35 protein-coding genes are annotated in these 20,746 nt (G+C 66.0%); 4 read left to right on the top strand and 31 right to left on the bottom strand.

Features of this window, described 5'->3' with window-relative positions; genetic code table 11:
* Nucleotides 1-297: 297 nt before the first annotated feature.
* From GFY24_RS00830 to GFY24_RS00980, 30 genes are all read right to left on the bottom strand, one after another.
* Entirely contained in the window at nucleotides 298-570 is a 273-nt protein-coding gene (locus GFY24_RS00830; RefSeq protein WP_153803018.1) for a hypothetical protein, read from the bottom strand.
* On the bottom strand, nucleotides 545-946 hold the full coding sequence (locus GFY24_RS00835) for a DUF6221 family protein (RefSeq protein WP_153803019.1): 402 nt from the start codon (nucleotides 944-946) through the stop codon (nucleotides 545-547). The genes GFY24_RS00830 and GFY24_RS00835 overlap by 26 nt, the downstream gene beginning before the upstream one ends.
* 190 nt (nucleotides 947-1,136) lie before the next feature.
* On the bottom strand, nucleotides 1,137-2,093 hold the full coding sequence (locus tag GFY24_RS00845) for a hypothetical protein (protein WP_153803021.1): 957 nt from the start codon (nucleotides 2,091-2,093) through the stop codon (nucleotides 1,137-1,139).
* Complete coding sequence (locus GFY24_RS00850; protein WP_153803022.1) at nucleotides 2,090-2,521, bottom strand: hypothetical protein; 432 nt, start codon at nucleotides 2,519-2,521, stop codon at nucleotides 2,090-2,092. The genes GFY24_RS00845 and GFY24_RS00850 overlap by 4 nt, the downstream gene beginning before the upstream one ends.
* Before the next feature lie 288 nt (nucleotides 2,522-2,809).
* The gene (locus GFY24_RS00855; protein ID WP_153803023.1) at nucleotides 2,810-3,289 is read right to left on the bottom strand and encodes a hypothetical protein; all 480 of its coding nucleotides are present in this window, start codon (nucleotides 3,287-3,289) and stop codon (nucleotides 2,810-2,812) included.
* 55 nt (nucleotides 3,290-3,344) lie between these two features.
* Nucleotides 3,345-3,902: a hypothetical protein gene (locus tag GFY24_RS00860; protein ID WP_153803024.1), complete on the bottom strand. Its 558-nt coding sequence runs from the start codon at nucleotides 3,900-3,902 to the stop codon at nucleotides 3,345-3,347.
* Between the two features lie 183 nt (nucleotides 3,903-4,085).
* Complete coding sequence (locus GFY24_RS00865) at nucleotides 4,086-4,259, bottom strand: hypothetical protein (protein WP_153803025.1); 174 nt, start codon at nucleotides 4,257-4,259, stop codon at nucleotides 4,086-4,088.
* Nucleotides 4,256-5,083 carry a hypothetical protein gene (locus tag GFY24_RS00870; RefSeq protein ID WP_153803026.1) on the bottom strand — a complete coding sequence of 276 codons (828 nt, stop codon included), beginning with the start codon at nucleotides 5,081-5,083 and terminating at the stop codon, nucleotides 4,256-4,258. Before GFY24_RS00870 ends, GFY24_RS00865 begins: the two co-directional genes overlap by 4 nt.
* A complete protein-coding gene (locus GFY24_RS00875; RefSeq protein ID WP_309230260.1) occupies nucleotides 5,080-5,784 on the bottom strand; it encodes a DNA polymerase beta superfamily protein in 705 nt (234 codons plus the stop codon). The genes GFY24_RS00870 and GFY24_RS00875 overlap by 4 nt, the downstream gene beginning before the upstream one ends.
* 14 nt (nucleotides 5,785-5,798) lie before the next feature.
* Complete coding sequence (locus GFY24_RS00880) at nucleotides 5,799-5,942, bottom strand: hypothetical protein (protein ID WP_153803027.1); 144 nt, start codon at nucleotides 5,940-5,942, stop codon at nucleotides 5,799-5,801.
* Nucleotides 5,939-6,235 (bottom strand): hypothetical protein, encoded by a 297-nt coding sequence (locus GFY24_RS00885; protein ID WP_153803028.1) that lies wholly within the window; start codon nucleotides 6,233-6,235, stop codon nucleotides 5,939-5,941. Before GFY24_RS00885 ends, GFY24_RS00880 begins: the two co-directional genes overlap by 4 nt.
* Before the next feature lie 142 nt (nucleotides 6,236-6,377).
* Nucleotides 6,378-6,770 (bottom strand): hypothetical protein, encoded by a 393-nt coding sequence (locus tag GFY24_RS00890; RefSeq protein ID WP_153803029.1) that lies wholly within the window; start codon nucleotides 6,768-6,770, stop codon nucleotides 6,378-6,380.
* A 324-nt stretch (nucleotides 6,771-7,094) separates the two neighbouring features.
* A complete protein-coding gene (locus GFY24_RS00895) occupies nucleotides 7,095-7,445 on the bottom strand; it encodes a helix-turn-helix domain-containing protein (protein ID WP_153803030.1) in 351 nt (116 codons plus the stop codon).
* Nucleotides 7,446-7,463: 18 nt separating this feature from the next.
* Nucleotides 7,464-7,841: a hypothetical protein gene (locus tag GFY24_RS00900; protein WP_153803457.1), complete on the bottom strand. Its 378-nt coding sequence runs from the start codon at nucleotides 7,839-7,841 to the stop codon at nucleotides 7,464-7,466.
* Nucleotides 7,842-7,937: 96 nt separating this feature from the next.
* Nucleotides 7,938-8,108 carry a hypothetical protein gene (locus GFY24_RS00905; protein WP_153803031.1) on the bottom strand — a complete coding sequence of 57 codons (171 nt, stop codon included), beginning with the start codon at nucleotides 8,106-8,108 and terminating at the stop codon, nucleotides 7,938-7,940.
* Nucleotides 8,109-8,153: 45 nt separating this feature from the next.
* Complete coding sequence (locus GFY24_RS00910) at nucleotides 8,154-8,534, bottom strand: hypothetical protein (RefSeq protein ID WP_153803032.1); 381 nt, start codon at nucleotides 8,532-8,534, stop codon at nucleotides 8,154-8,156.
* A gap of 45 nt (nucleotides 8,535-8,579) precedes the next feature.
* Complete coding sequence (locus tag GFY24_RS00915) at nucleotides 8,580-8,999, bottom strand: hypothetical protein (protein ID WP_153803033.1); 420 nt, start codon at nucleotides 8,997-8,999, stop codon at nucleotides 8,580-8,582.
* A gap of 51 nt (nucleotides 9,000-9,050) precedes the next feature.
* On the bottom strand, nucleotides 9,051-10,007 hold the full coding sequence (locus GFY24_RS00920) for a recombinase RecT (protein WP_153803034.1): 957 nt from the start codon (nucleotides 10,005-10,007) through the stop codon (nucleotides 9,051-9,053).
* A gap of 3 nt (nucleotides 10,008-10,010) precedes the next feature.
* Nucleotides 10,011-11,042: a YqaJ viral recombinase family protein gene (locus tag GFY24_RS00925; RefSeq protein ID WP_153803035.1), complete on the bottom strand. Its 1,032-nt coding sequence runs from the start codon at nucleotides 11,040-11,042 to the stop codon at nucleotides 10,011-10,013.
* Nucleotides 11,042-11,662, bottom strand: coding sequence for a WhiB family transcriptional regulator (locus GFY24_RS00930; RefSeq protein ID WP_153803036.1), 621 nt, complete (start codon nucleotides 11,660-11,662; stop codon nucleotides 11,042-11,044). The genes GFY24_RS00925 and GFY24_RS00930 overlap by 1 nt, the downstream gene beginning before the upstream one ends.
* A complete protein-coding gene (locus tag GFY24_RS00935) occupies nucleotides 11,659-11,808 on the bottom strand; it encodes a hypothetical protein (protein ID WP_153803037.1) in 150 nt (49 codons plus the stop codon). Before GFY24_RS00935 ends, GFY24_RS00930 begins: the two co-directional genes overlap by 4 nt.
* The gene (locus GFY24_RS00940) at nucleotides 11,802-12,011 is read right to left on the bottom strand and encodes a hypothetical protein (RefSeq protein ID WP_153803038.1); all 210 of its coding nucleotides are present in this window, start codon (nucleotides 12,009-12,011) and stop codon (nucleotides 11,802-11,804) included. Before GFY24_RS00940 ends, GFY24_RS00935 begins: the two co-directional genes overlap by 7 nt.
* A complete protein-coding gene (locus GFY24_RS00945; RefSeq protein WP_153803039.1) occupies nucleotides 12,008-12,166 on the bottom strand; it encodes a hypothetical protein in 159 nt (52 codons plus the stop codon). The genes GFY24_RS00940 and GFY24_RS00945 overlap by 4 nt, the downstream gene beginning before the upstream one ends.
* Complete coding sequence (locus GFY24_RS00950; RefSeq protein ID WP_153803040.1) at nucleotides 12,163-12,675, bottom strand: hypothetical protein; 513 nt, start codon at nucleotides 12,673-12,675, stop codon at nucleotides 12,163-12,165. Before GFY24_RS00950 ends, GFY24_RS00945 begins: the two co-directional genes overlap by 4 nt.
* A 74-nt stretch (nucleotides 12,676-12,749) precedes the next feature.
* Nucleotides 12,750-13,037, bottom strand: a complete 288-nt coding sequence (locus GFY24_RS00955; protein WP_153803041.1) for a WhiB family transcriptional regulator — start codon at nucleotides 13,035-13,037, stop codon at nucleotides 12,750-12,752.
* Nucleotides 13,034-13,414: a hypothetical protein gene (locus tag GFY24_RS00960; RefSeq protein WP_153803042.1), complete on the bottom strand. Its 381-nt coding sequence runs from the start codon at nucleotides 13,412-13,414 to the stop codon at nucleotides 13,034-13,036. The genes GFY24_RS00955 and GFY24_RS00960 overlap by 4 nt, the downstream gene beginning before the upstream one ends.
* Nucleotides 13,415-13,496: 82 nt before the next feature.
* Nucleotides 13,497-13,664 carry a hypothetical protein gene (locus GFY24_RS00965; protein ID WP_153803043.1) on the bottom strand — a complete coding sequence of 56 codons (168 nt, stop codon included), beginning with the start codon at nucleotides 13,662-13,664 and terminating at the stop codon, nucleotides 13,497-13,499.
* Nucleotides 13,661-13,810 carry a hypothetical protein gene (locus GFY24_RS00970; RefSeq protein WP_153803044.1) on the bottom strand — a complete coding sequence of 50 codons (150 nt, stop codon included), beginning with the start codon at nucleotides 13,808-13,810 and terminating at the stop codon, nucleotides 13,661-13,663. The genes GFY24_RS00965 and GFY24_RS00970 overlap by 4 nt, the downstream gene beginning before the upstream one ends.
* Before the next feature lie 127 nt (nucleotides 13,811-13,937).
* The gene (locus GFY24_RS00975; RefSeq protein ID WP_153803045.1) at nucleotides 13,938-14,231 is read right to left on the bottom strand and encodes a DNA-binding protein; all 294 of its coding nucleotides are present in this window, start codon (nucleotides 14,229-14,231) and stop codon (nucleotides 13,938-13,940) included.
* Between the two features lie 39 nt (nucleotides 14,232-14,270).
* Nucleotides 14,271-14,540, bottom strand: a complete 270-nt coding sequence (locus GFY24_RS00980) for a helix-turn-helix transcriptional regulator (protein ID WP_153803046.1) — start codon at nucleotides 14,538-14,540, stop codon at nucleotides 14,271-14,273.
* A gap of 227 nt (nucleotides 14,541-14,767) precedes the next feature.
* Here GFY24_RS00980 and GFY24_RS00985 point away from each other — a divergent pair, with 227 nt between their 5' ends.
* Nucleotides 14,768-15,427 carry a helix-turn-helix domain-containing protein gene (locus tag GFY24_RS00985; protein WP_309230262.1) on the top strand — a complete coding sequence of 220 codons (660 nt, stop codon included), beginning with the start codon at nucleotides 14,768-14,770 and terminating at the stop codon, nucleotides 15,425-15,427.
* A 1,061-nt stretch (nucleotides 15,428-16,488) separates the two neighbouring features.
* On the opposite strand, the gene GFY24_RS00990 is transcribed toward GFY24_RS00985, so the two are convergent.
* The gene (locus GFY24_RS00990) at nucleotides 16,489-16,977 is read right to left on the bottom strand and encodes a MarR family transcriptional regulator (protein WP_153803048.1); all 489 of its coding nucleotides are present in this window, start codon (nucleotides 16,975-16,977) and stop codon (nucleotides 16,489-16,491) included.
* A 139-nt stretch (nucleotides 16,978-17,116) separates the two neighbouring features.
* Here GFY24_RS00990 and GFY24_RS00995 point away from each other — a divergent pair, with 139 nt between their 5' ends.
* The 3 genes from GFY24_RS00995 to GFY24_RS01005 all read left to right on the top strand — a co-directional run bounded on the left by GFY24_RS00995 (nucleotide 17,117) and on the right by GFY24_RS01005 (nucleotide 20,467).
* The gene (locus GFY24_RS00995) at nucleotides 17,117-17,536 is read left to right on the top strand and encodes a hypothetical protein (RefSeq protein WP_153803049.1); all 420 of its coding nucleotides are present in this window, start codon (nucleotides 17,117-17,119) and stop codon (nucleotides 17,534-17,536) included.
* 5 nt (nucleotides 17,537-17,541) lie between these two features.
* Nucleotides 17,542-19,101 carry a multicopper oxidase family protein gene (locus tag GFY24_RS01000; protein ID WP_153803050.1) on the top strand — a complete coding sequence of 520 codons (1,560 nt, stop codon included), beginning with the start codon at nucleotides 17,542-17,544 and terminating at the stop codon, nucleotides 19,099-19,101.
* A 205-nt stretch (nucleotides 19,102-19,306) separates the two neighbouring features.
* Nucleotides 19,307-20,467: a helix-turn-helix domain-containing protein gene (locus GFY24_RS01005; protein WP_153803051.1), complete on the top strand. Its 1,161-nt coding sequence runs from the start codon at nucleotides 19,307-19,309 to the stop codon at nucleotides 20,465-20,467.
* Nucleotides 20,468-20,746 lie beyond the last annotated feature (279 nt).

Below are 20,746 nucleotides of genomic sequence, written 5' to 3' on the forward strand. Positions count from 1 at the left end.
CGTGGACCTCCCAGCCGGGCCCGCCGGACTCATCGCCGGGTCGGTCTTCCTTCATCGTTCCCTCGGCCCCTCGGGGTGATCGGGTCAGTCCTGCGCAATCCGTGCGTGGCTTCCCACCACTCGATCATGTCCGATCGGCTCGCGTAGTCCAGGTCCAAACCTGTGCCCTTGTTCCGCAGGAACACCCGCCATGCCTCGGCTCTGTCGGTCCGTTTCGGTGGCGCGCCCTGTCCGTTGGACTCATCTCCGAGCGGGTCGTCTTTCATCGTCGGTCACCGATGCGGGATTCCCTCATGGTCATGGCTGTGCCTCTCCTGTTGTCTCGCAGGCGATCTCATCGGCCAGCGCTGACAGCGCAGCGGCGGCAGCCGACAGTTCGCGGAGTTTGTCCGCCGGAAGTGCGCGCAGGCTGGTGCGGGCGTGGTCGAGGTCGCCGCGCCACATCCACCCCATCGCTGCCTGAACGGTCAGGGTGTGCCCGGCTATCGCGGCCGCATCGGTGAACTGCTGCAGGATGGCATCCATACGGCTGCGGGTCGAGTCTTCAGGATGTTCGGCGGTCAACGGCATCTCCCGGAGTCGATGAGGCTGGGCCGCTCGGACGCCAGCTCTGTTGGTAGTCGGGGTGGGTGTTCCAGTACGCGGCGATATCGCGGTACATGCGAGCGTGGATCAGCGGGTGGTCCTCGAGTTCGCTTTCCGTCCAGCCGTAATGCCGCACCATCACATCCTTCTCGAATTGCCCGCCCGCCTCCGCATGTCGCAACATTGCGCGGATCATGATGCATCTGCGTTGCACGGTGAGGGCATCGCGCTCGATGCGCAGATTGGTCACCAGCAACACACCGCCGGCGTCTGGGATCACGGCCGGTCGAGCTGCAGCCGATGCGCCGGTCTCGTCTTCGGTGAGGCGGGCGTGGATGAATTGCACGATGTCGTCGCTCATGGTTCGGCCCTGACCGATTGCCAGCCTTCGCAGAGAACGTCGCCGCACTCGCACGGCCTGACGATCCGGCCGTGCGCGCGTAGCGCGGCGACCGTGATGCCACTTCGCGCGGCGTAGGCGCGCTCGAATTCATCGGCAGACGGTTCGCCGTTACCTCGGTGCCCATCGGGTGCGGGCAGCGCTATGTCACTCATGGGTTCGCTTCTCCTGTTGTGTCACAAGCGATCTCATCGACCAGCACGGAAATCGCAGCGACAGCGGCCGAGAATCTTTTCCATGCTTCGGAGTCCACGGGGCGGGGTCGTCCGACGATATCGATCTGCAGTGCGCTGTCGGTGTCGATCCAGCCGACTCGGTCGCCTGGCGCGAGCGGGAACTGCTGGTGCATGTACGGCCGCCGGACCGCAGGGAAGTACCCGGACAGGTGACGCCACTCGGCTTGGTAGCGGCGGCGCGGACCCTCGCTCGACGGGGTGAGCGTGAGGGGCGGGCCGAAGTCCCATCGACTCTCCGGGTCTGGTGCTGGGTCGCCCGGCAGCCAACCCACATGCGTAAGGCTGGTGTAGGCGCTATCACCCCACGGCAGGGCGAGCCGTCGCGCGGATTCACCAGCGGGCAGCTGCGGGCGCGGTGGCCGATAGAAGTGGGGTCGCTCGGGGGTGGTGAACACCGGACCGCCGAGGAACGGGCTAGCCCACGTCGGCCATGCGCGAACCAGCTCGGACAGGTGCAGCAGTCGGCCCTCGTGCATCTGTCCGGCCCACCGGGTACCAGCGCGGTCGAGGAAGACGGTGGTTCCGTCGGGTGGTTGCACGTTGCCAGGCAGGGTGATCGATCCGCCGCGGTTGGTGAACCGAGCGGCGACCGGTCGCACGAAGTCGGCGAGCAGTCGCCAGCGGGAATTCCAGAGACGGATACGCCCATGCACTGCCGCCCATGCGGCGTTGTCCAGCTGCTCGGTTTGTGTGAGTGTCAGCGCAGGCAGGACAGCGACACGGCCGAGCGGCGGGCACCGGACCGGTAGCGGGGCCGGCGCCAGGGGGTCATCGTGCACTGTCCACGCGGGGAAGATCGAGGCCAGGTGCCGCAGCAGCAGGGCCCTGACGACTGGTCCGGTCGGGCCCATCAGTTGGTATGCGTCGCTCATATGTGCCGGCCTGCCTGTTGCTCGGCGTAGTAGTCAGCAACGGCGCGTTCACGTTCGGCGGGCACCCAATCGGCGGTGGCTTGTGGCGGTGAGGGTTCGACCAGGCGGACCGCGATCCGGCCGCCGCCGGGCTGGGTGGCAGACAGGGCAGGCATGGACTGATCCACGGTGATGATGCCGCGGCCGCGCGCGGCGAGGGCTACAACCTGGATGCGCAGATAGACGCTGTCCCATTGCACCCATTGGGTTTTGGGATCGTTCTCTTGCAGCAGGGCGCGGGTTGTGTCGGCGTCGGTGGTGATGGTGCCGGCCAGGTAGTCGCGGCTGCCCGTGCGGCGGGTAGCGAGGTCGGCTGTGGTGGTGTCGGGCAGCTGGCATACGAGGGTCAGTTCGTACGGCCACGGGCCGGCGCTGTAGATGGCGTTCATGGTGTCCCTGCGGTGGATGCGGTGGCGGTGGCTGGTGTGGTGTGGTCCGGGCGCGGCGGGCAACGCTGCACGCCGCGCCCGGTGTCACTGTTCGTGGTGCGCAGCGTGCCCTCCCGGTTTGAAAGGGGGCGGGATTGCGCAGGTGCTCCTTGGGGTGCTTGCCGGTTCGCGTTCCGGTTTGACGCACCACGAACCATTCAGATGGTCGAGGGTTAGAACAGGCTCAGCAGGGCGATCGCCACCTTGGCGGCGTAGTGCAGGATGACCGGCCAGGGCAGGGCGGACAGATCAGCGGACATGGTGGTTCTCCTCGGGTTGGGGTTGAGGGTTCGGGGCGGCGGCCGGGGTGGCGCGCAGCTTGGTCATCAGTTCTTCGATCTCGGCATCGATCTCGCTGCGACTGGTCACGGTCGCGTCGATCTGGATGCGGTCGAGGCCGTGCAGTTTCGAGTAGCGATCGACCATGCGCAGGCAGATATCAGCGGCCTTCGGGTCACCGCCGCGAGCCTTCTTGAACCACGGGCCCCACAGCCGATCGAGGCGAGCGAGGATGATCGGGCGCGCCTGGTCGGCAAGTTCGGTGGTGCGCTCGGCGGACTCGGCGAGCGCACCCTGCACGGCACGGTGTGCGCTGCCGCGGTCGCAGTAGTCCAGGGCGTCCGCGATCTGCTGATAGGTCTTGCCTGCCAGGAACATTTCGAGGGCGTATTCGCGGCGGGTGGCGGCAGAGGCCAGGCGGCGCGCGCCTTGCTTGCCCGCTTTGACCATGACCTCAACCCCTTTCCATAGGTGACAGTGTGACTGTTTCCAAGTATCTCAGGTGCTAGGGCCACACGATTTTCGATAGCGCGAGCTTGTGCCGTTCCAGTACCCGGTACGGGACCGGCAGGCCGAGGTGCTGGGCGCCGATGGATGCGTGGCACAGGGCATCGGCTTGATCGTCACCACGGATATCGAGCGCCGGCCACAGCTTCGTGATCGCCATGGCCACATCAGCTTTGCCTGCGTTGCCTTTGTCGGTGGCCCACTTGGCGCGGGTGGTGGGCGGGCACACCGCCACCGGGATACCGAGCGAGGTGAGCGCGTCGAACAGTTTCCCCCAGTACCAGGACCGGTCATGTTGCCCGGCGCCCTGCGCCCCGAACGCGGGCCCCTCCAACACAGCCAGCGCGGTGTCGCGTGGGATCAGGTGCATGGTGTCGTTGCGCAGTTGGACCAGGCGCGCGGCGCGCATGTCCCATGTGTCCGAGCGTTTGCCGCGTGAGGCGATGGTGTGCAGGCGCACGGGGTCGAGGGCCCACGGGTCGCCGGTCGGTGTGGTGCCGATGACGGCGAGGCCGGTGCCGGTGAGGCTGGGGTCGATACCCACGACGATGGTCATTTGTTGGCTTCCTGTGCGTGGGCCCGATCGGCCGCTTTGATGCGGGCGGAATGGGCGGGCATCCCGACCACGGGCACCCGTTCCCCCGTGCTGGTGCGTCGGGTGCAGGTGTGGCCGGTGGGGGCGTGGCAGGCCGGGCAGGGCACGACCTGTGCGCACTCACGCTCCAGTAACCAGGCGAGGTCAGCCATCGATCGCCGCCGTGGTGAGGGCGTAGAGCATCAGGGCGATACCGATGGTGAGGGCCTGCACGAGTGCGACCTGCCGCAGCATCGGCGAGGGCAGGCGCCGGCCTGCCACGTCGAGGGCGGCGGCGATCACTGCCCATGCGAGCAGTGCGCCGATGATGGGATTCACAGCATCCCGTTCGCGATGGCGTGTTCGATATCGCGGTCGGTGTCGGGGTCCGGGTCGCTGCCGGGCCGCACCGGCATATCGGGGCCGCACTCGCATTCGTCGGCGGGTGCGCCTTGCCCGATCGAGCAGGCACAGCAGATGCCCAGTGGCCCAACCTCGCCCGGTGCCATCAGACACCGATCGCATTCGCCTTCCCCTTCGCTCCACTCTTCGGCGTCCGGGTCGGCGTACTCGTCGGCCTGGTCCTCGTTGGGGATGGCGGCAGCCGGTTGCGTGCGGGTGCCGTGTTCGGTGATGTCGTCCACGAGGATCGGCAACTCGATGGCCCAGATCCGTTCCATCCATCGCACACGTGGGCCCGCAGCGTCGAGCCGCCACGGCATCGTTTCGTTGTCGAGTTCGATGTGGATGCCGTCGAGGTCGATGCGTTCGGCCAGCACTGTGCAGGTGATGGTGCCGACCGGGTAGTCGTCGGTGGGGTGCACGACGGTCAGCCCGTCGGCGAGGATCAGCCACGGCAGCACGCGCCCGTTGATGCTGATCGTGCCGGTGCTCCAGTCGATGAGTGCGTGGTAGGTGGGGTCGGGTGCGGGCATGAGAGTTCCTTGGGGTGCGAGGTGGTGAATGGCGGGCCAGTCGACGGACGCGAAGGCTTTGCGGAGTGCAGCACCGAAGCCACTCAATGCGGCGGCGAGAGCGGCGAGAGCGGCGGCGAGCGAGGCCATGGGCGAGGCAGTGTTCGCGGTGCTGGCCTGGCGTTTGGCGGCCCGGTGTTTCATGGCCGGGTAGTTGGCCGGGGTGCGCGCGAGTTGACCGCGGCTCACGGGGTGATGCCGTGCTGCTGGTCGGTGAGATATGCGCGGCGCCGGATGCGCTGCAGTAGATCCTCGAGCGGGGGTTCGTCGGGCAGCACGGTGGTCGCGTTGTCGAACAGGGTTTCGTATTCGGCGAGCAGCTCGCGGGCGGCGGTCGCGTCCGGGTCGGCAGCAATCCGGCGGCCGAAGTCGTGGAACCGTTCGGGGTTCTCGACACGGATGGGCAGGTGCCCGGTGGTGTAGAGGGTGTGGCCTTGCCACAGCAGGCGCATCAGGTGGCGGGCGTGTTTCTCGCGCCGGGTTTCGAGGCTGCCCGCGAACCGTCCGCGTTCGATCAACCGGCTGAATTGGCTTGTGGCATAACCGAAGTAAGAGTTTCTGACTCGGCGTGCGGACAGGAAACACTCGCGCAATCCGATCAGGTCGAGACCTTCGTCGGTGGCGTGCGTCCATTCCTCGAGCCAGAGGATTTCCGACGCGGTCGGATTGCACGAGAGCATCAGCGCCATGGCCTTGCCGATCTCATGACAGCAGCTGTCGACGCCGACAGTGCGGCTGATGATCGTGCCGCGTTCGCGTTGGGGTGGGTGCAGGCCGAGCAGGTCCGCGGTGGGTTGTACGTAGATGCCGGTGTAGTCGAGATCGCTGCTGTCGGTGGCCAATCCGTAGGCGGTGGATCCGACCACACCTTCAAGCAGGAGACGGTTCACGTTGTGGGGCATCATCATTCGTCCTCGCCTGTGTCGTCGCAGTCAGGGCAGTAGAAGCCTTCGCCGGGGAATTCCTTGTAACAGCAGATGCAGCGGCCTTCGCGCACAGCGGCCAGCACTGCCGGCATTTCCTCATCCGGGATCAGCTCGAGGCTCATCGGTCGCTCGCTTCCGGCCGACCGGCCCGGTACGGCTCGGGGCTATCGTCGAAACAGGTGAGCACTCGGCAATCGGCACCCGGCAGGGCATTCGCCATGTCGAGCATGTCCGCCTCTGCGCCGTCGCGCGTTGCCCACAATTGCTCTTGCGCCCACCACTGCGCGAGTGCATCGCGATGCGCGGCCAGGTAGCCAACTGGCTTGGCCTGCTGCTCCAGCGCGGCGGCGCGGAGGATTTCTCGGTCGGTCTCCAGTTCGGCGATGGTGGCGCAGGCAATTCCGTTGGGCTGCATGAGGCATGGGCACGGCTGGCCCCACTTGTCACCTACGCCGCACGGGCCGCCGGGGTCGGTGCCGTGCGGGTCGATGCCGTGTGCGCATTCCGGGCATGTGATCGTGCGAGCGCCACGACGGTAGGTCAGGACATCGAACGCATCAGGCATCGGCCGGCCCTTCGGTATCAGCGGCGGGGCCGGGAGTGATCGTGGCGCCGGTCGCGGCGACGGCAGCGCGGACCATCGCGCCGAGCAGGGTCGCGTGCTCGCTGTCGCCAGCGGTGAAAGTTTCGTTGTGCTCGCCGGGTATAGGCAGCTGGTACCCGCCGGGCATTTGATCCGGCCACAGATCCGCCAGAAGCTGTTTCTGCATGGCGGTGCCGAGGGCGCGATCCTCCTCGGCGATTTTCACTACTGCCGTGCGCAGCTGGTCGAGGATGTTGCGCAACCCTCTTCCTGGGATGTGAGCGCGGGCAGCTTCCTCGACCATGTCGATCGCGGCGAGTTGCTCGGCGGGCGTCACAGTCCCGTCGATCTGGTGCAGGTGTCGCATCGTTCGGTGTTCCTTCCAAGAGAGATCGGGTTTGTCCACAGGCGCGGTGCCGGTAGTGAGTTGCGTTGGGAGTCCGCGCGCTGGAACTGGGTTGGTGGGTGGTTGGTAAATATGGTGGGGGCTCAGCAGTGAGCCCTGACCCCCTCGGAAATGAGCCCTGACCCCCCTCGAAATGAGCCCTGATGGTGCCCTAACTTCCGGGCCCGGAGCGGGAGTTGTGCACAGGTGGGGATAGCTGTTATCCACAGCCAGGGCTCACCGGTGAGCTGTGAGGAAACGTCATGTCATGGCTCGCCGGTGAGCCGTGAGCCCCACGGTCAGGGCTCACGGGCGAGCCCTGTCCTTGTGGCCTTCGTCCGGTGCGAGCAGCCCCGGCGTTTCGGTCACGTTCGCCGGTACCGTCAGCCGGTACTCGTCGGCCAATCCCTGGTAGCGGTTGGCGCGGCTGACCAGCTCGATCAGTCCCAGCTCGCGCAGCGTGCTCAATTGCCGTTTGACTGTGGGGCTGCTCAGGCACATCACGGCCATCAGTTCCTTGGTGCCGGGGAACACGCGGCTGCCGTCTTCGTCGGCGTAGGTCGCGAGCATCAGCGCCATAAATTTGTCCTTCGGCGTGAGCGGCAGCCGTTTGATCCAGCGTTCCCAGTCGAATCGCCCGACCGGTACCAGCTCCATTGCCACCACCTCTCCACATCACTGGTCCCCCAGTTCGAACAGCGGATGCATCTGCTCCTCGATCGCCGCGCGCCGGGTGGCCTCTCGGGTCTGGGCATGGTGCGGGGCGTCGTAGTGCAGGTGACAGCCGTTGCAGAACCCGCGCAGGTTCTCCGGGTCGCAGTTCTCTGGCACGTGGTCGAGGTGCGCGGTGGTCAGTACCACCGGCGATCCGGTTCCGAATGCGCGCTGTCCGTGCACGTTCCGGCACCGGCCATCGCCTGCGAGGTGCACGACCGGGCGCCCGCATTCCCCTCGGCATTCACACCGGCCTTGCGCGCGCCCGAACCGGATCCAGTCCGAGATCTGCCGCCAGTTCGGCGGGTAGCGCGGGCGGTTCTCCGGGCGGATCGGCATCAGCCCCACCACCACGCGCCGACGGTGGCGAGCAGGTACATGGACGTGCTGAACGCGGCCATGACGAACACCAGACACAGCACCCCGCGCGCGGTTTCACGCATACTCACCGCCGGCGGGGTCGGCCTGCAGGTCCGGCAGTGGCCGCCCGAGCAGCGCGTAGTAGTCGGCCAGCGCTCGCACATAAGCCGCGGTCGCCATGACCGCCCACGTCAAGCACGGCGGGCCCGCCGCAGCAGCATCACGCGGATGCCGTGCGGCGGTCACCTTCGAATCACCTGCGACAGTGGAACTGTTACCGGCATTCATCGGTCAGGCGTCAGCGTTGGCGTGGTCGGAGAAGGCCACCACGTTATCGTCAGCGGCGGGCCCCTCGGGTTCGGGAGCGTCGGCGTAGTCGCCGTACTCGCCGTCCTCCCCGTCCCCATCGAAAGCCAGCTGCGGATCCTCCGGGCGTTCGATCGTCTCGCCCAACGTCGCGTTCAGCACCCGCCATTTCGTCTGGTGCCGCACACCATCATTGATGGCGTCGTATCCCTCGGCGACGCATTCGACCTGCACAGTCATCTGCCGCATCTCCCCGACCTCGCCCCGGTGTTCGAACTGATCGGTAGGGCTTCCGGAAAACCGGTACTTCGTGAACCCGTCGGCGGTGCCGCCGGAAACCCCGTTGTGGTTGATCACCTTAGCCATAGTGGAATGCCCTTCCTCGGTGGTGAAAGTTGTTGGTGTGGACTGCTATTGGATCGGCGGCGGCAGCTGACCGATCGCCTCCAGCAGCAGCACGCGCACGAGCAGCGGATCGGCATCGATCAAGACGCGTATGTCTTCAAACTGATTGGTTGAAGCACGCAGTGCGGCAAGGGTTTTGGGTGTGCTCTCGATTCGCTCCCGGTGACCGCAATCGGCGTCCTGGGGCTCGATGGCGCTCTGCTCACTGTGCTCGATGAGCATCGAGTTGGGTGTGCGCCACGCGCCATTCATGTACACCTGCACGGTCGCGATGTCGGGCAGGTGCGCCGCAGCCGCGAGCGTCTCACGCAGGTCGGCCAGGACCATATCCGTCCCCGCCACCGCAGTGTGAAATTCCGCGTGCACTCGGCGCGTTGTGGTGGTGTGGCCGGTCGAGGTGATGCGGATGCTGATGCCGTCATTCATTGGCTGTCTCCATTCTCGGTGGTGCGTGGCGCGCCGGTCGGCGGCCAACGTTCAGGTGCGGTTTCGTCCGGCAGCTCGGCGTGCGTGCCCGGCCCGCCGGTTCCGCCGCTTGCCTCGACCCTGGCGGGGCGGGCCGCTGTGAACGGCGTCCGGGCCCGGCGCGGGGTCGGCGTCCGGTTCACCCGATGGCGGGCTGTCGGGTGCGGTGTCGACGGCGGCAGTGTCGAGAATGTCGGCAGCCTCACGCTCGGCCAGCCGGTCGGCGTAGAGATCGGTGCCGCCGCGTTCGTCGGCCGCTAGCACAGCGGCCAGCACAGCCGACTTCGGTAGCAGCTTGGTCAGCTGCCGCACCACGGTCTTACGTTCCATCCAGTGCTGTGGGTCCTCGAACCCGTCGGACGGGCCGACCTTTCCCCCGCGCAGTTCCTCCACTTCCTCCGGTGACAACACCTCGAAAGGGCCCGGCCCGCTCGGCAGCTGAGAGATCGCGTAATACTCGACGATCGCGCCCCGATCACCGCGCGCCGGCCGGTGCCGCAGGAACGCATTGGTGCCGAACTCGTGCTCGAATTCGTCACGCTCACAGACGAACTGCGCGCTGATCGAGGTGACGAGACCGGACTGATAGGCGCGCTTGATGTATCCCTGATAGCCCACAACCAAGCGGCATTCCCAGCCCTGTCCGGTGTTGTGCTCGGGCAGCAGCCAGCACTCGTCGGCCACCCCCGGCTCGAGGCCGAGCGCGGCCGCGGTGAGTACCGCCCCCGCGAGTGAGCGCTGCGTGCACCATGCCAGCCGCGGATCGCGGCGCAGTGCCGTCAGCGCGATACGCGTCATCCGGGCCGCGTCCATCTGCGAGGGCAAGGCGCGCGCGATCTGCTCCTGCAGGCTGGCGATGTAGTTCGCCATCTTCTGCACGTCGTCGGCGGCCGGTGCCCCGTCCGGCGGCGCGGGGGCGTGGCGGTCGGCCACGGCTTTGCGGGTACGGGCGGCGAGGTTCTGCCCCACTGGTCATCCTTCCGTGTCGGAGATATAGGGAACGGCCCTGAACACCTGCGATTGGAACTTGCGCCACAGCTCGGGCCGTTCCTTGCGCAGCGCGTGCGAGTCCAGGACATCGATCTTCTTGCGGTACAGCGCCGCGATATCTGGGTGCGCGGTCTCGAATTGCTTGGGCGCCCAACCGCCGCCGGTGATCTTGGCGATGGTCTTACCGGCGACCGTGGCCCGGTTCGCCCCGCCCATGATCAGCCGCAGCGCCGACTCGGCCCGCAACCTCGCACCCTTGCCCGCCGCTTCCTGCGCGTGCGCGGCCTGCCACTGCTCGGCCAGGCCCAGCGCACGCAGCAGCTCGGCGCTGTCGTCGAGGTCATCGAGTGCGATGGTCCGATCATCGAGACCGAAGCGCCGCATCAGCGCGGCCTTGGTGGCTTCGGATGGATCCGCAGGCGGCGGGGTATCGGTGAGCACATGCTCATGCCACAGCCGCGATTCCTCCGCGATGATGTCCGCGATCAGATCCTCATCGCGCTCGACCCGAGCGATCTTCAATCGGTTGCCACCGACCAGGCCGGCCACCCACGCATGCGGCGCACCGGTCACCGCCATGTTGTGCTGGCATTGCAGCTCGGCATGATCGGGCACCTGACCATCCCAATCCGCTGCCATCCACTGACCGGTGTTCTTACACTCGATGATCCCGCCGTCGCTGGCGTACCCGTCGAGATTGGTTTGCTGCCAAGGGTTTTCGAGTGAGCGCAGCATGCCCGGCAGGGTGAACGTCAGCCCGAGCCGGTGCATTGCTTCGGCGCGGATGACCGGTTCGAGCAGGTTGCCCCAGAGCATCGCTTCGGACTCGTCGATTTCCGGTGCGCGACAGGTCTTGTCCTCCCACACCGTGTACGGGCTGCCGTACTTCCCGGCCATCCCCATGACCGCCGAACAGTCCGACCCGCCCACACCCTGACGACGCACCCGCAACCACTCCGCGCGCACAGCATCACGAGGCAGCACCTCGGCGCAGTGATCGAGATACGTTGCCATCACGACGCTTTCGCGATCTCGATACCGAGGATCGTTTCAGCGGTGCTGCGCTTCACATACTTCTTGTCCGCTACCAGAATGTTCCGCACATGCTCGGGCCCGATGCCCAGCTGCCGCGCCGTCGCCCGGTATTCGCCGGTCTCCTCGAACACCTCGCGCACACGCGGCTGCACCTGGCCCACGGGCACGAGATCGTTGCGGCACATGTAGCAGCGCAACAACTTCCCGCGTTTGCTGACGGTGCGACCGGACTCCGATTCGAACTGTGTGCCACACCCGCACGTCATCATGACCGCGCCCGCCACCACCGCCGGGGCCGGCGCGGGCTGGTCCGCCTCGATCTTGCGGCCGGTCTTGGGCGGATCGATACCCAGCCATGCATGCATCGCACGCCGCTCCGCATCGGTCGGGAGATGGAATCCGCCGTGGATCCCGCGACGCTCACCCTGGCGCACCGCGTCGAACGCGCACGCCCGGCACACCGGGCAGCTCACGCAAATCCGTTTGGCTTCCAACGCATCCTCCGAGTTCACGGCCGCGTTCCACAGTTCGGGGTTCTTGTGCTGCCCGCACGCCGCAGACTGGTGCCAGCCATGGGGGATATCGAATGTCGTGGTCATCGCAGGTCCCAATCGCTCGGCCCGTCCGGATCCTCGAGGGTGCGCGCCTGCGCGGTGGGCCGGTAGTCGTAGGCCGCTTCGACGCTGCGCTGTTCCTCGGCTTCCCAGCGCGCATCGCACAGCGCCGCGCGTCGCCCGCTCAGCACGTCAGGCCGATCAGCAAACCGAAGAACGTCCCGAAGAACACCCCGACGATCAGCAGCACCACCTGATCGACCAGGGTCGGCGAGTCGTCGAACTCCTCACGCGGCGGCAGGTGAGCGGGCGGCAACGGCGGGCACGGGCGCGGCATCGGCAGCGGGCGGGTCGGCCAGTCCGTGGGCGCGTGGTAGTCGGTGCGGTGCTTCACAGCAGGAACCCCCGCACCGATTGCACTGCGCCGATGGCGGACTCGATGGACCGCACCGCGAGGGCGGGATCAGAATCTGCCGCCGCGATCGCGGCACGCATCAGCGACTCGGCAGATCGGAGAATCGTGGTGATCTCCCCGGCGTTCTCGATCATGCACTGACCGCCTCGGTGTGAGAGAGGATCGGAGTGCACTTCCACTCGACGTGCTCCACCTCGCGCTCGACGGCCACGGTCGGCGCGGCGGCGAGGTACTCCGGATCCGGCACCTGCTCGGTCACGGTCTCGACATGGATCACGACCCGCTCGCAGACCTCGGCGCGCTCATCGGTCAGCGTGAGCGGCAGGCCGCGCAGCGGTATCACCGCCTCGAAATATCCATCGCCTCGATCGGTGTAGACCTTGGTGACCGGTCCGACCGCGATGGTTTTGAACCGGCGGATGGCTTCGGCCATGATCGCCGGTCGGTCGCGGATGATCGCCCCCTTCTCGGCGTCGTACTCATAGCCCGCTGCATGTGCGGGCCAGATGGGGAGCTTGAAGATGCCGTGGAGCACGGCCGCCAGATATCCGTCGGTGTCGTGCTCGATCAGGTTGGCCAGCGCGCGCAGGTCGGAGGCGACATCGGCGGGGGCCGGGCTGCCGGAGATCGGTTTGATATTCATGGATACACTCCTACTGTTTCATTGGTTAGGTCCCGGCGGGGGTGGCGGTACCCCCGCCGGGTTGCGGGACTTGGTTAGTAGCTGGTGACCCGGACCGCGATCCGATGCAGGTGCGTTACTGCATCCGGTCGCGGCACCGGACCGGGGCCGAGATCGACACTCGCAACCACCCCATGAAATGCTTTGCGGCGCAAAGCATCTGCTGCGCAGGCCGATTGCACAGGACAACGCTGCGCGCAACGCTCACGCAGCGCGGCGGTGAGTTCGTCGCGCTCCTCCCCTACCGGCTCGGTCGGAAAGAATGCCGTCATAGGCGTGCCCTTACAGGCGACGTACGGCAGGAACATGCGCTCGCCGATCATGGGCGCATCACCCGCCGCATCACCGAATCGAGTTCGGTCACCGTGGCCGGCGGTGTGCTCAGATCCTGCACCTCGGGGCGCACCTGGTCGCGGGCATGGGACCAGCCCAGCACGACCGCCTGCGCGGCGGCGGTGTCGCCCATCGGGATCACTCCGAGCCGCTCGGGTACCGGCTGCCCGCCGACCCCGACACGGGTCGCGGCGAACACATCCCCGGCCCCGTCCCACAGCACCGTGACCAGCGCGCCACTCTCGGGCCCGGCCAGGATGTACGCGGTACTTGCCGCGTTCTCCCCTGCCGCCATCCACCCGGCCTGACGGTAGGCGGTGTCGATCATGCTGCGCGCCGTCGACTCGGCCGCTGCCATGGCGGTCACAGCCCCGGCCCCCAGTTCCAGATATCGAGGGTCAGCATCGGGGCGACGAAGCGCCACGGATTGATCACCAGTTCAAGGGTTTTCAGCATGTCCGGTCTCCTGTCAGTAGCCGCGCCAGTGTGGCGGCGGCGGTATCGGGCAATGGCGGATAGGTGATTCCGTCCGCCACATCCAGGGCGCGCCGGGCTTCGACCCGGTCGTGCAGACTCATGCGATGGCGCTCCTGTTCCAGCGCGGTCGCGCTGATCATCGGGCCGTGCCATCGACGGGGCGGCGGCCGAGCCGAGCCAGTGCCGCACCGATCTCGGTGCGCGCGGTGACCGCTTGCCGATCGGTCTCGGCGGCGATCTCTTCGCGGACGATCTCGCGGATCCGGTCCTCGGTCAGCTCGGACATTTGCGATCTTCCTTCTGTAGGTGGTGCTGCCCTCGGAGAGCAGGCGCTGAGGGATTCCGCCTGGTGGCCCTCACCGAGGGCAGCGATCCCGGTGCAGCGTCGGCATGCCGCACAGGGAAGCTCGGGGTTATGCGCTCTGGCGGTGCAGGTTCCGGCGGGCCCGCTCGGTGAGCCCGGTCCGCGAGGGCGACTCGGCGGGTATGTCGGGCACAGCGGCGATCGCCGTGCGGCTGCGGGTGGACTGGCCCATGTACTCGACCAGTGCCGCGATGTCGGACTCGGTCATGTACCAGTGGCGGCCCGCCTTGCGGCCGGGGATCAGGCCCGCATTGAGCTTGTGTTTGATCCAGCGCGTCGAACAGGCGTGGGTTTGCGCGACCACGTAGTCGAGGTCGTAGGTCTTGGTTTCCATGGTCGTCACGGTGTTGTCCTTTCCGGTCGCCCTGGCGCATGAGCGCCGCTACACAGGCGTTGATTGACTCTCGGCACATGAGCCATGTGCCACCTCGGATACAAGCTCAACCTCGTGGGCTTCGAAAAGATCATCCCAAGGGACATCGAGGCGAGCGGCGATAGCGACAGCCAGGTCTTCACTGATCTGCCGAAGCTTGCCGGTCTCGATGAGGTGGATGGTGCTCTGGGTACGGCGCACGAGGAAAGCCAATTCGCGCTGGCTGAACCGGCGCTGCATGCGCCACCGGCGAACCTGACGACCGTCTTTGACCTGCATCCATACCTCCCTTCTGCGTGTGGGCAAATGCGTACGTGTCGTCCGGTTTCTCATGATGCTCCCCAATCGTCAGGTTGACAAGTGGAGCATGCGCCATGTGTCACCTACTTGTCAAGGTGATGAGTGGATTTCAGATACTCTGAACAGGCATGGTGCATGATCCACTTGTCAGAGAATTTTGTGCGACACCTGATACGAGTGATGAGGAGAAGGGCAGCGTTTCCAGCGTGACCACCGCCAGTACCACGCTCGCTGAGCTGATAGAGACCGCATCCCACCGCCACAACGGCGCCTCCGGCAGACGCCTCGCCGAACTCGCACAGAAGGCCGGCCACGACGTATCGCACGCAACCCTCAACCGGATCCGCCGCGGCGCCTACGAATCAACACCCACACCCCAAACCATCAAGGCAATCGCCTACCTCGCCGGCCTACCCGAACCGGCAGCGTTCGCCGCGGCAGCCACCGAAGCCGAACTCGAAACGCAGCGAGCCACCCGCCGGTTCGTCGAGCTATCCTTCCGCGCCGACGATGTGGAAGCACACGCCCGAGCAGCCGACGGCTACACCGAGACCGACGACATCGCCGAGATATTGGAAGTCCTGGATACTCTCGTCGACTCGGTATACGAACTCACCCGCACCGCGCAGAAAGTCGCCGCGACAAACGTCGGGGGGCCGCGGCGGCTCGCCGAACTCAAAGCCGAAGCACAAGAAGCATTGCGACGAAACCGGTCCCGCCAATCACTTCCCACCGGCGAACCGGTCGGACCATTGGTAGTCGGCGAGGGATCCTTCACCGGGCAGCAATCGACCGAGGACGACGCGATGCTCCGTGCCGCGCGCCGGGCGCAACAACGGGCGACACCTGTCGACCGCCGAACCTGACACATGCACCGGTTGGTAAACAGCAACGCTCCAACCCACACCCCGGACCTGCCGCCATCCCGCCGATGGGTCGTGCCCCGACAGCCGGGCGATCTGCGCCTGCCGCATCAGCTCCCCGAATTGTTGCAGCGTCACACCGAATCTCGGGTACACATCCACCCCGCTACCAGCCAAAACAAGGTGACCGATTTTCGATCGCCCTCTGTCGAGGTCGACATCGATCCGGCCGGCCGACGGCTGGACCACAATGCCCAGTTGTTTCATTGCCGCGAGGTACTCGGCCACAGACGCTCCGATATCGGCTAGTACATCGCATTCGGAACCGTGCTGGCTGTGGCCGGGGGGAGAATGATAGTCGCCGCCCATCAGCCCGCGCCTGGTAGGTCTCGGACCCTGCCGCGGTGTGAAGCCACGTGACATCCCCTGCGTTGCATATGAACTCGAGTGATCTAAGAAACAGAATGAGGGTCTAAGGAACCGCCCGGTCCCATAACCCCCAGGCCGAACGCTACTCGAAACGATATTGGGCGGAACCGAATTCGCAAAATTACTGGGCGGAAACTTACCCCGTAGCAACACGCTCGACGTACACTCGCGGGTTACCACAGACTGCGGTTAATCCTTAAAATTGACACGCGCAATTGACAATTGGGCACAAAACGTCTGTAGCACTACGTATTCCACGAGGTCACAGACAATGCGCTGTGTGCCCAGCACCTTTCCGGCGACTACCAAACAGGCTGTGCCCGGCCCCCCGATTGCACTCAGCGGCAAGCCCTTTCGGGCGCGGATCCCCTGATCATCAGACCGCCTCGACCGACCGATCTGCGGGCGTCAGAGGCCCCGGACCGGTCAGAAAAATTGGCCTGCAGGAGCGTTGCCGTGGCAACGGCGCCCGCGTAACCTGCAGGTCGCACGATGCACCGACGAATCAGCACAGGCACGTTCGCGCAAGATACGGGTGTTTGCCCAGGTCAGAGGCGGGGTTCAAATCCCCTATCCTCCGCTCACGAAGGCCCCCACCGAACCAGTTTCGGTGGGGGCCTTCGTCATTGGTATCGCTATTCGGCGAGAGCCTCGGCCCAGGCGTTGAGACCGGCGATGAAGCCGGCGCGCTGCTCGGGCGTCAGGCGGGTCATGGCGCGCAGCAGGCGGTCCGAGCGGCGGGCGATGAATTCGGTGACTTCGTCGCGGCGTTCGTCGGGGACCGACAGTAGGGTGCGGCGGTGGTCGGCGGGGTCGGAATCGCGGCGGAGCCAGCCGGCGCGGGCCAGGTCGCCGGTTAGTTGGCTGGCATTGGTCATGCCGATGCCGAGTTGGCGGGCCAGTTCGCCGACGCCGATCGGGCCGGCCGAGAGCGCGTAGGCCAGTGCCGCGCCGTGGCGGGGGCCGAGGCCGTCGGATTCGAAGGCGTCACGCAGAGTGGGCGACATATCGCTCTTCGCACGTTTGAAGTGGCTGGAGATCATCGGCACCACGGCCTGAAGCTGCCGCAACTCCTCGGCGCTGACCGGTTGGGCCTGCCCGCTCGCCGGTTGTGGCTCAGCCACCTGCACTCCTTCGTATCGCGATCCGGTCCTTGACAGGGCAAGCCTACAACTTCACACTTCTGGATAGTTCAGAAATATGAAGTGTTCGGAAACGTGAACTATCGGAGCCCGGCCGTTGCCGGGCGACGGGAGGATGACCATGACCGCTCCACAACACGGCACGCTGACCCGGACGCTGGTGTGGGCCATGCGCGGGCTGACACTGTTGGCGGCGGTGGACGGGGTGACGCAGGCGATGTTCGCGGGACGGTTCATGTCCGGCAGTTACCGTGCGCTGGACGCTCATTCGATCAACGGCGCCGCGCTGGCGGTCGGAATGCTTTTGCTGGCAACAGTTTCCACAATCGCGTGGCGACTGGCGAACGCGCCCCGGTGGGCGGCACTGATGAGCTGGGGGCTCACGGTGGCGTGCGGTGTCGAAGTCGTGCTGGGGCACAACGCGATACTCGCGGTGCATGTACCGCTGGGGGTGCTGATCGTCTCCGGGGTGCTCGCGCTGTTCGTGCGGGTGTGGCGCGGCCCGATCGTGTCGGCGGCGAACCCGGTGGGGGAACAGTGAATTCGATGAGCCGTCGCGATATGTTCCGGCTGGCGGGCGCGCTGGGTGTGGTCGGCACGGCCGGGGTGGCGGCGGGGTTCCGGTTCGCTTCCGACAGTTCCGTGGTCGGCGCGCAGCTGACCTCCGAGGCACGATTGCCGGAGCCGTTCACGGTGCCGTTCGTGGTGCCGCCGGTGCTGGCACCCGAAAGTCGTGATGCGACAACGGATTACTACCGCGTGACGCAGCGGGTGGCGGCCGCCTCGATCCTGCCGGGGTACGCGACGCCGATCTGGGGCTACAACGGTGTTTTTCCCGGGCCGACGATTGTCTCGGCGCGCGGCAGGCGCACCGTGGTCACCCATCGCAACAAGTTACCGGTGCCGACGGTCGTGCACCTGCACGGCGGTCATGTGCCACACGATGCCGACGGCTATCCCACCGATCTGCTGCTGCCGGTCGGCTCGGACGGTATGACCCACACCATGGCCATGCACGATGATCCGTTGTCGCAGAACATGATCGGCGAACGCGATTACGCCTATCCGATGAACCAGCCGGCCGCGACGCTCTGGTACCACGATCATCGGATGGATTTCACCGGTGCCGCCGTATGGCAGGGGCTGGCCGGTCTACATCTGGTCGTCGACGAGGACGAGAACCGGCTCCGATTGCCCGCCGGGGACCGCGACCTGCCGGTCATGATCACCGATCGCGCATTCCGCGCCGACGGATCGCTCCGGTATCCGGCGGTCGATCGGTCGATGATGGAAAAGCCCGGCGTGACAGGGAAATACGTGCAGGGCGTGCTGGGTGATGTCATCCTCGTCAACGGCGTCCCCTGGCCGGTGCACCGCGTCGGCACCGCCCGCTACCGGCTCCGGCTGGTCAATGCCTCCAATGCCCGCGTCTATCGGCTGCGCTTCGACTCCCCCGGCGGCCGGGCGAACGAATTCGTTCAGATCGGCTCCGACGGCGGACTACTCGAACGCGCACAACGACTCTCGACCCTGGACATCGCCCCCGGCGAGCGCTTCGACGTGATCGTCGACTTCACCGGTTGCGCGATCGGCGACCAGATCACCCTCCACAATGATCTCGGATCCGGAAACACCACGCAGATAATGCGATTCGTAATCGCCGCCCGAGTCGAGGACATCTCCCCCATCCCCGACGCCTTGGTCCCGATCGAACGCCTGAACCCCGCCGAGGCCGTCCACACCCGCCAATTCGACTTCCGCCGTGGAGAAGTCGGCGGCATGACAGGCTGGCGCATCAACGGTCACCCCTACAGCCCCGGCGACTCCATCGCCGACCCCCGCCTGGGCGACCTGGAAATCTGGCGCTTCACCACCGACCTAAACCACCCAATCCACCTACACCTGAACCATTTCCAGGTCCTCTCCCGCAACAACAAACCCCCTCACCCCACCGACGCCGGCTGGAAAGACACCCTAAACCTAACCGCCACCGAAGTAGCCGAAGTAGCCATCAGCTTCACCGACCACCCCGGCCGCTACGTCCTGCACTGCCACAACCTCGAACACGAAGACATGGCCATGATGGCCACCTTCACCACCCACTGACGCATGGCATCACGCAGGTACCTTCTCGACGTTTACCAGCGTCATTACATGCATGTTGACGAGAATGGTCGAAAGCGACAGCGGCACAGGGGACGCAGGCCGAGAGAGCGGACAAAACCGGCGTAGCCACCACCATTACCCCTCGAGACAACACGTTTCTCGACATGCCGGTGCGGGGATTGGTTGGCGGACCTAGCCTGGACGGATGAGCTGGGATTTGGGGGAACGCCTCCAGTCTGTGCGGAAGCGGCGGGGGCTCACTCAGCGTGAGCTCGCGGAGGTTTCGGGGGTTTCGCTGTCGTTCATTCGCAAGATCGAGCAGGGCGAGCGGGATGACGTGCGGATGGATAAGATCCGGCGGCTGGCGGTGGCGCTCAAATGTTCTTTAACAGTTCTGATCGGTACTGATCCGACGCCTCCGGAAAGCCGGGACGGGGAGATCTGGGGGCCGACTCGGGACGCGATCACCATGCCGCGCAATGGGATCGGTCTCGATCCGGCGGAGGAACGTGGGCTCGGTGAATCCCTTACCGCGGCCGTGAAGCTCTACCACGACAATGAATACGACCAGCTGGCCCGGATCCTGCCGAAGCTGATCGATGAGGGGCAGGGTGCCTCGCCGCTGATGCGGTCCCGCGTACTGCAACTGGCCGGGTCGGTCATGGTCCAGACTCGGCAGCTGCGCACCGCCAGGACAGCGCTCCAACAATCCCTCGCGGAGGCCGAAGCGACCGGCAATGTGCTCGATGCTGCGTCAGCAGTGATCACGCTGTGCTGGTTGCTGTTGGTCGAGCGGCAATTCGATCAGGTTCGAACCCTGGCTACGCGGTGGGCCGATCGTGTCGAACCGCGGCTCTCGGTCGCGACCGAACAGGAAATCTCCACGTGGGGGTGGCTGCTGCTGCGCGGATCGGCTGCCGCCATCCGGGACAACCGGCCCGACGAGGCCGACGACATGATGCGCCTGGCGCAGGCCGGCGCGGTCGCGATCCGCCGCGAAGGCTTTGGCTACCACCAGTATTGGACGACGTTCGGCCCAGCCACGGTGGCGATGAAGCGGGTGGAGAACGCTGTGGTCGACAACCGTCCGGATCTTGCGCTGCGGCTTGCGCGAGAGGTACCACCGGGTTTACGACCGACCTCGGACAATCGGAACCGATATCTGCTCGACGTCGCGTCGGCGCACTCGGAGTTGCGCCGATATGACGCGTCATTCGAAATACTGCAACAACTTTCGCGCGAAGCACGACCATGGCTGGTCGAACAACACATAGCGCGTGACCTGCTCGGGCAGATGATAGCCAAGCGCCGCACCCTCACCGCGGACATGCGCACACTCGCCGACATCATCAAGGTCGACTACTAGCGCATCGGCCTGCTCCACAGAACGCCCTGCTCACGCAGCGACTCAGTGGTACTTCCGGACAGCACTCGACCAAAGTGCCATTGTTGCCGCCCTCCCCTTCGCGCGACCCTCGAAGCGGTACCGACGCCGAAATCAGGCGCATACAACCGTCGAGCCGGGAGGAACCGCACATGGAAGTCATCCTCGTCGCTTTGGCCGCGTTGATCTACGCGGCAGTACTCGTAATCGCAAGCACCGAACGGTCCGCCCCGCGCCATCATCACGGTCCCTCTGTAGCCG

Origin of the sequence: Nocardia sp. SYP-A9097 (genome assembly GCF_009649815.1) — a bacterium.
GTDB lineage: Bacteria > Actinomycetota > Actinomycetes > Mycobacteriales > Mycobacteriaceae > Nocardia.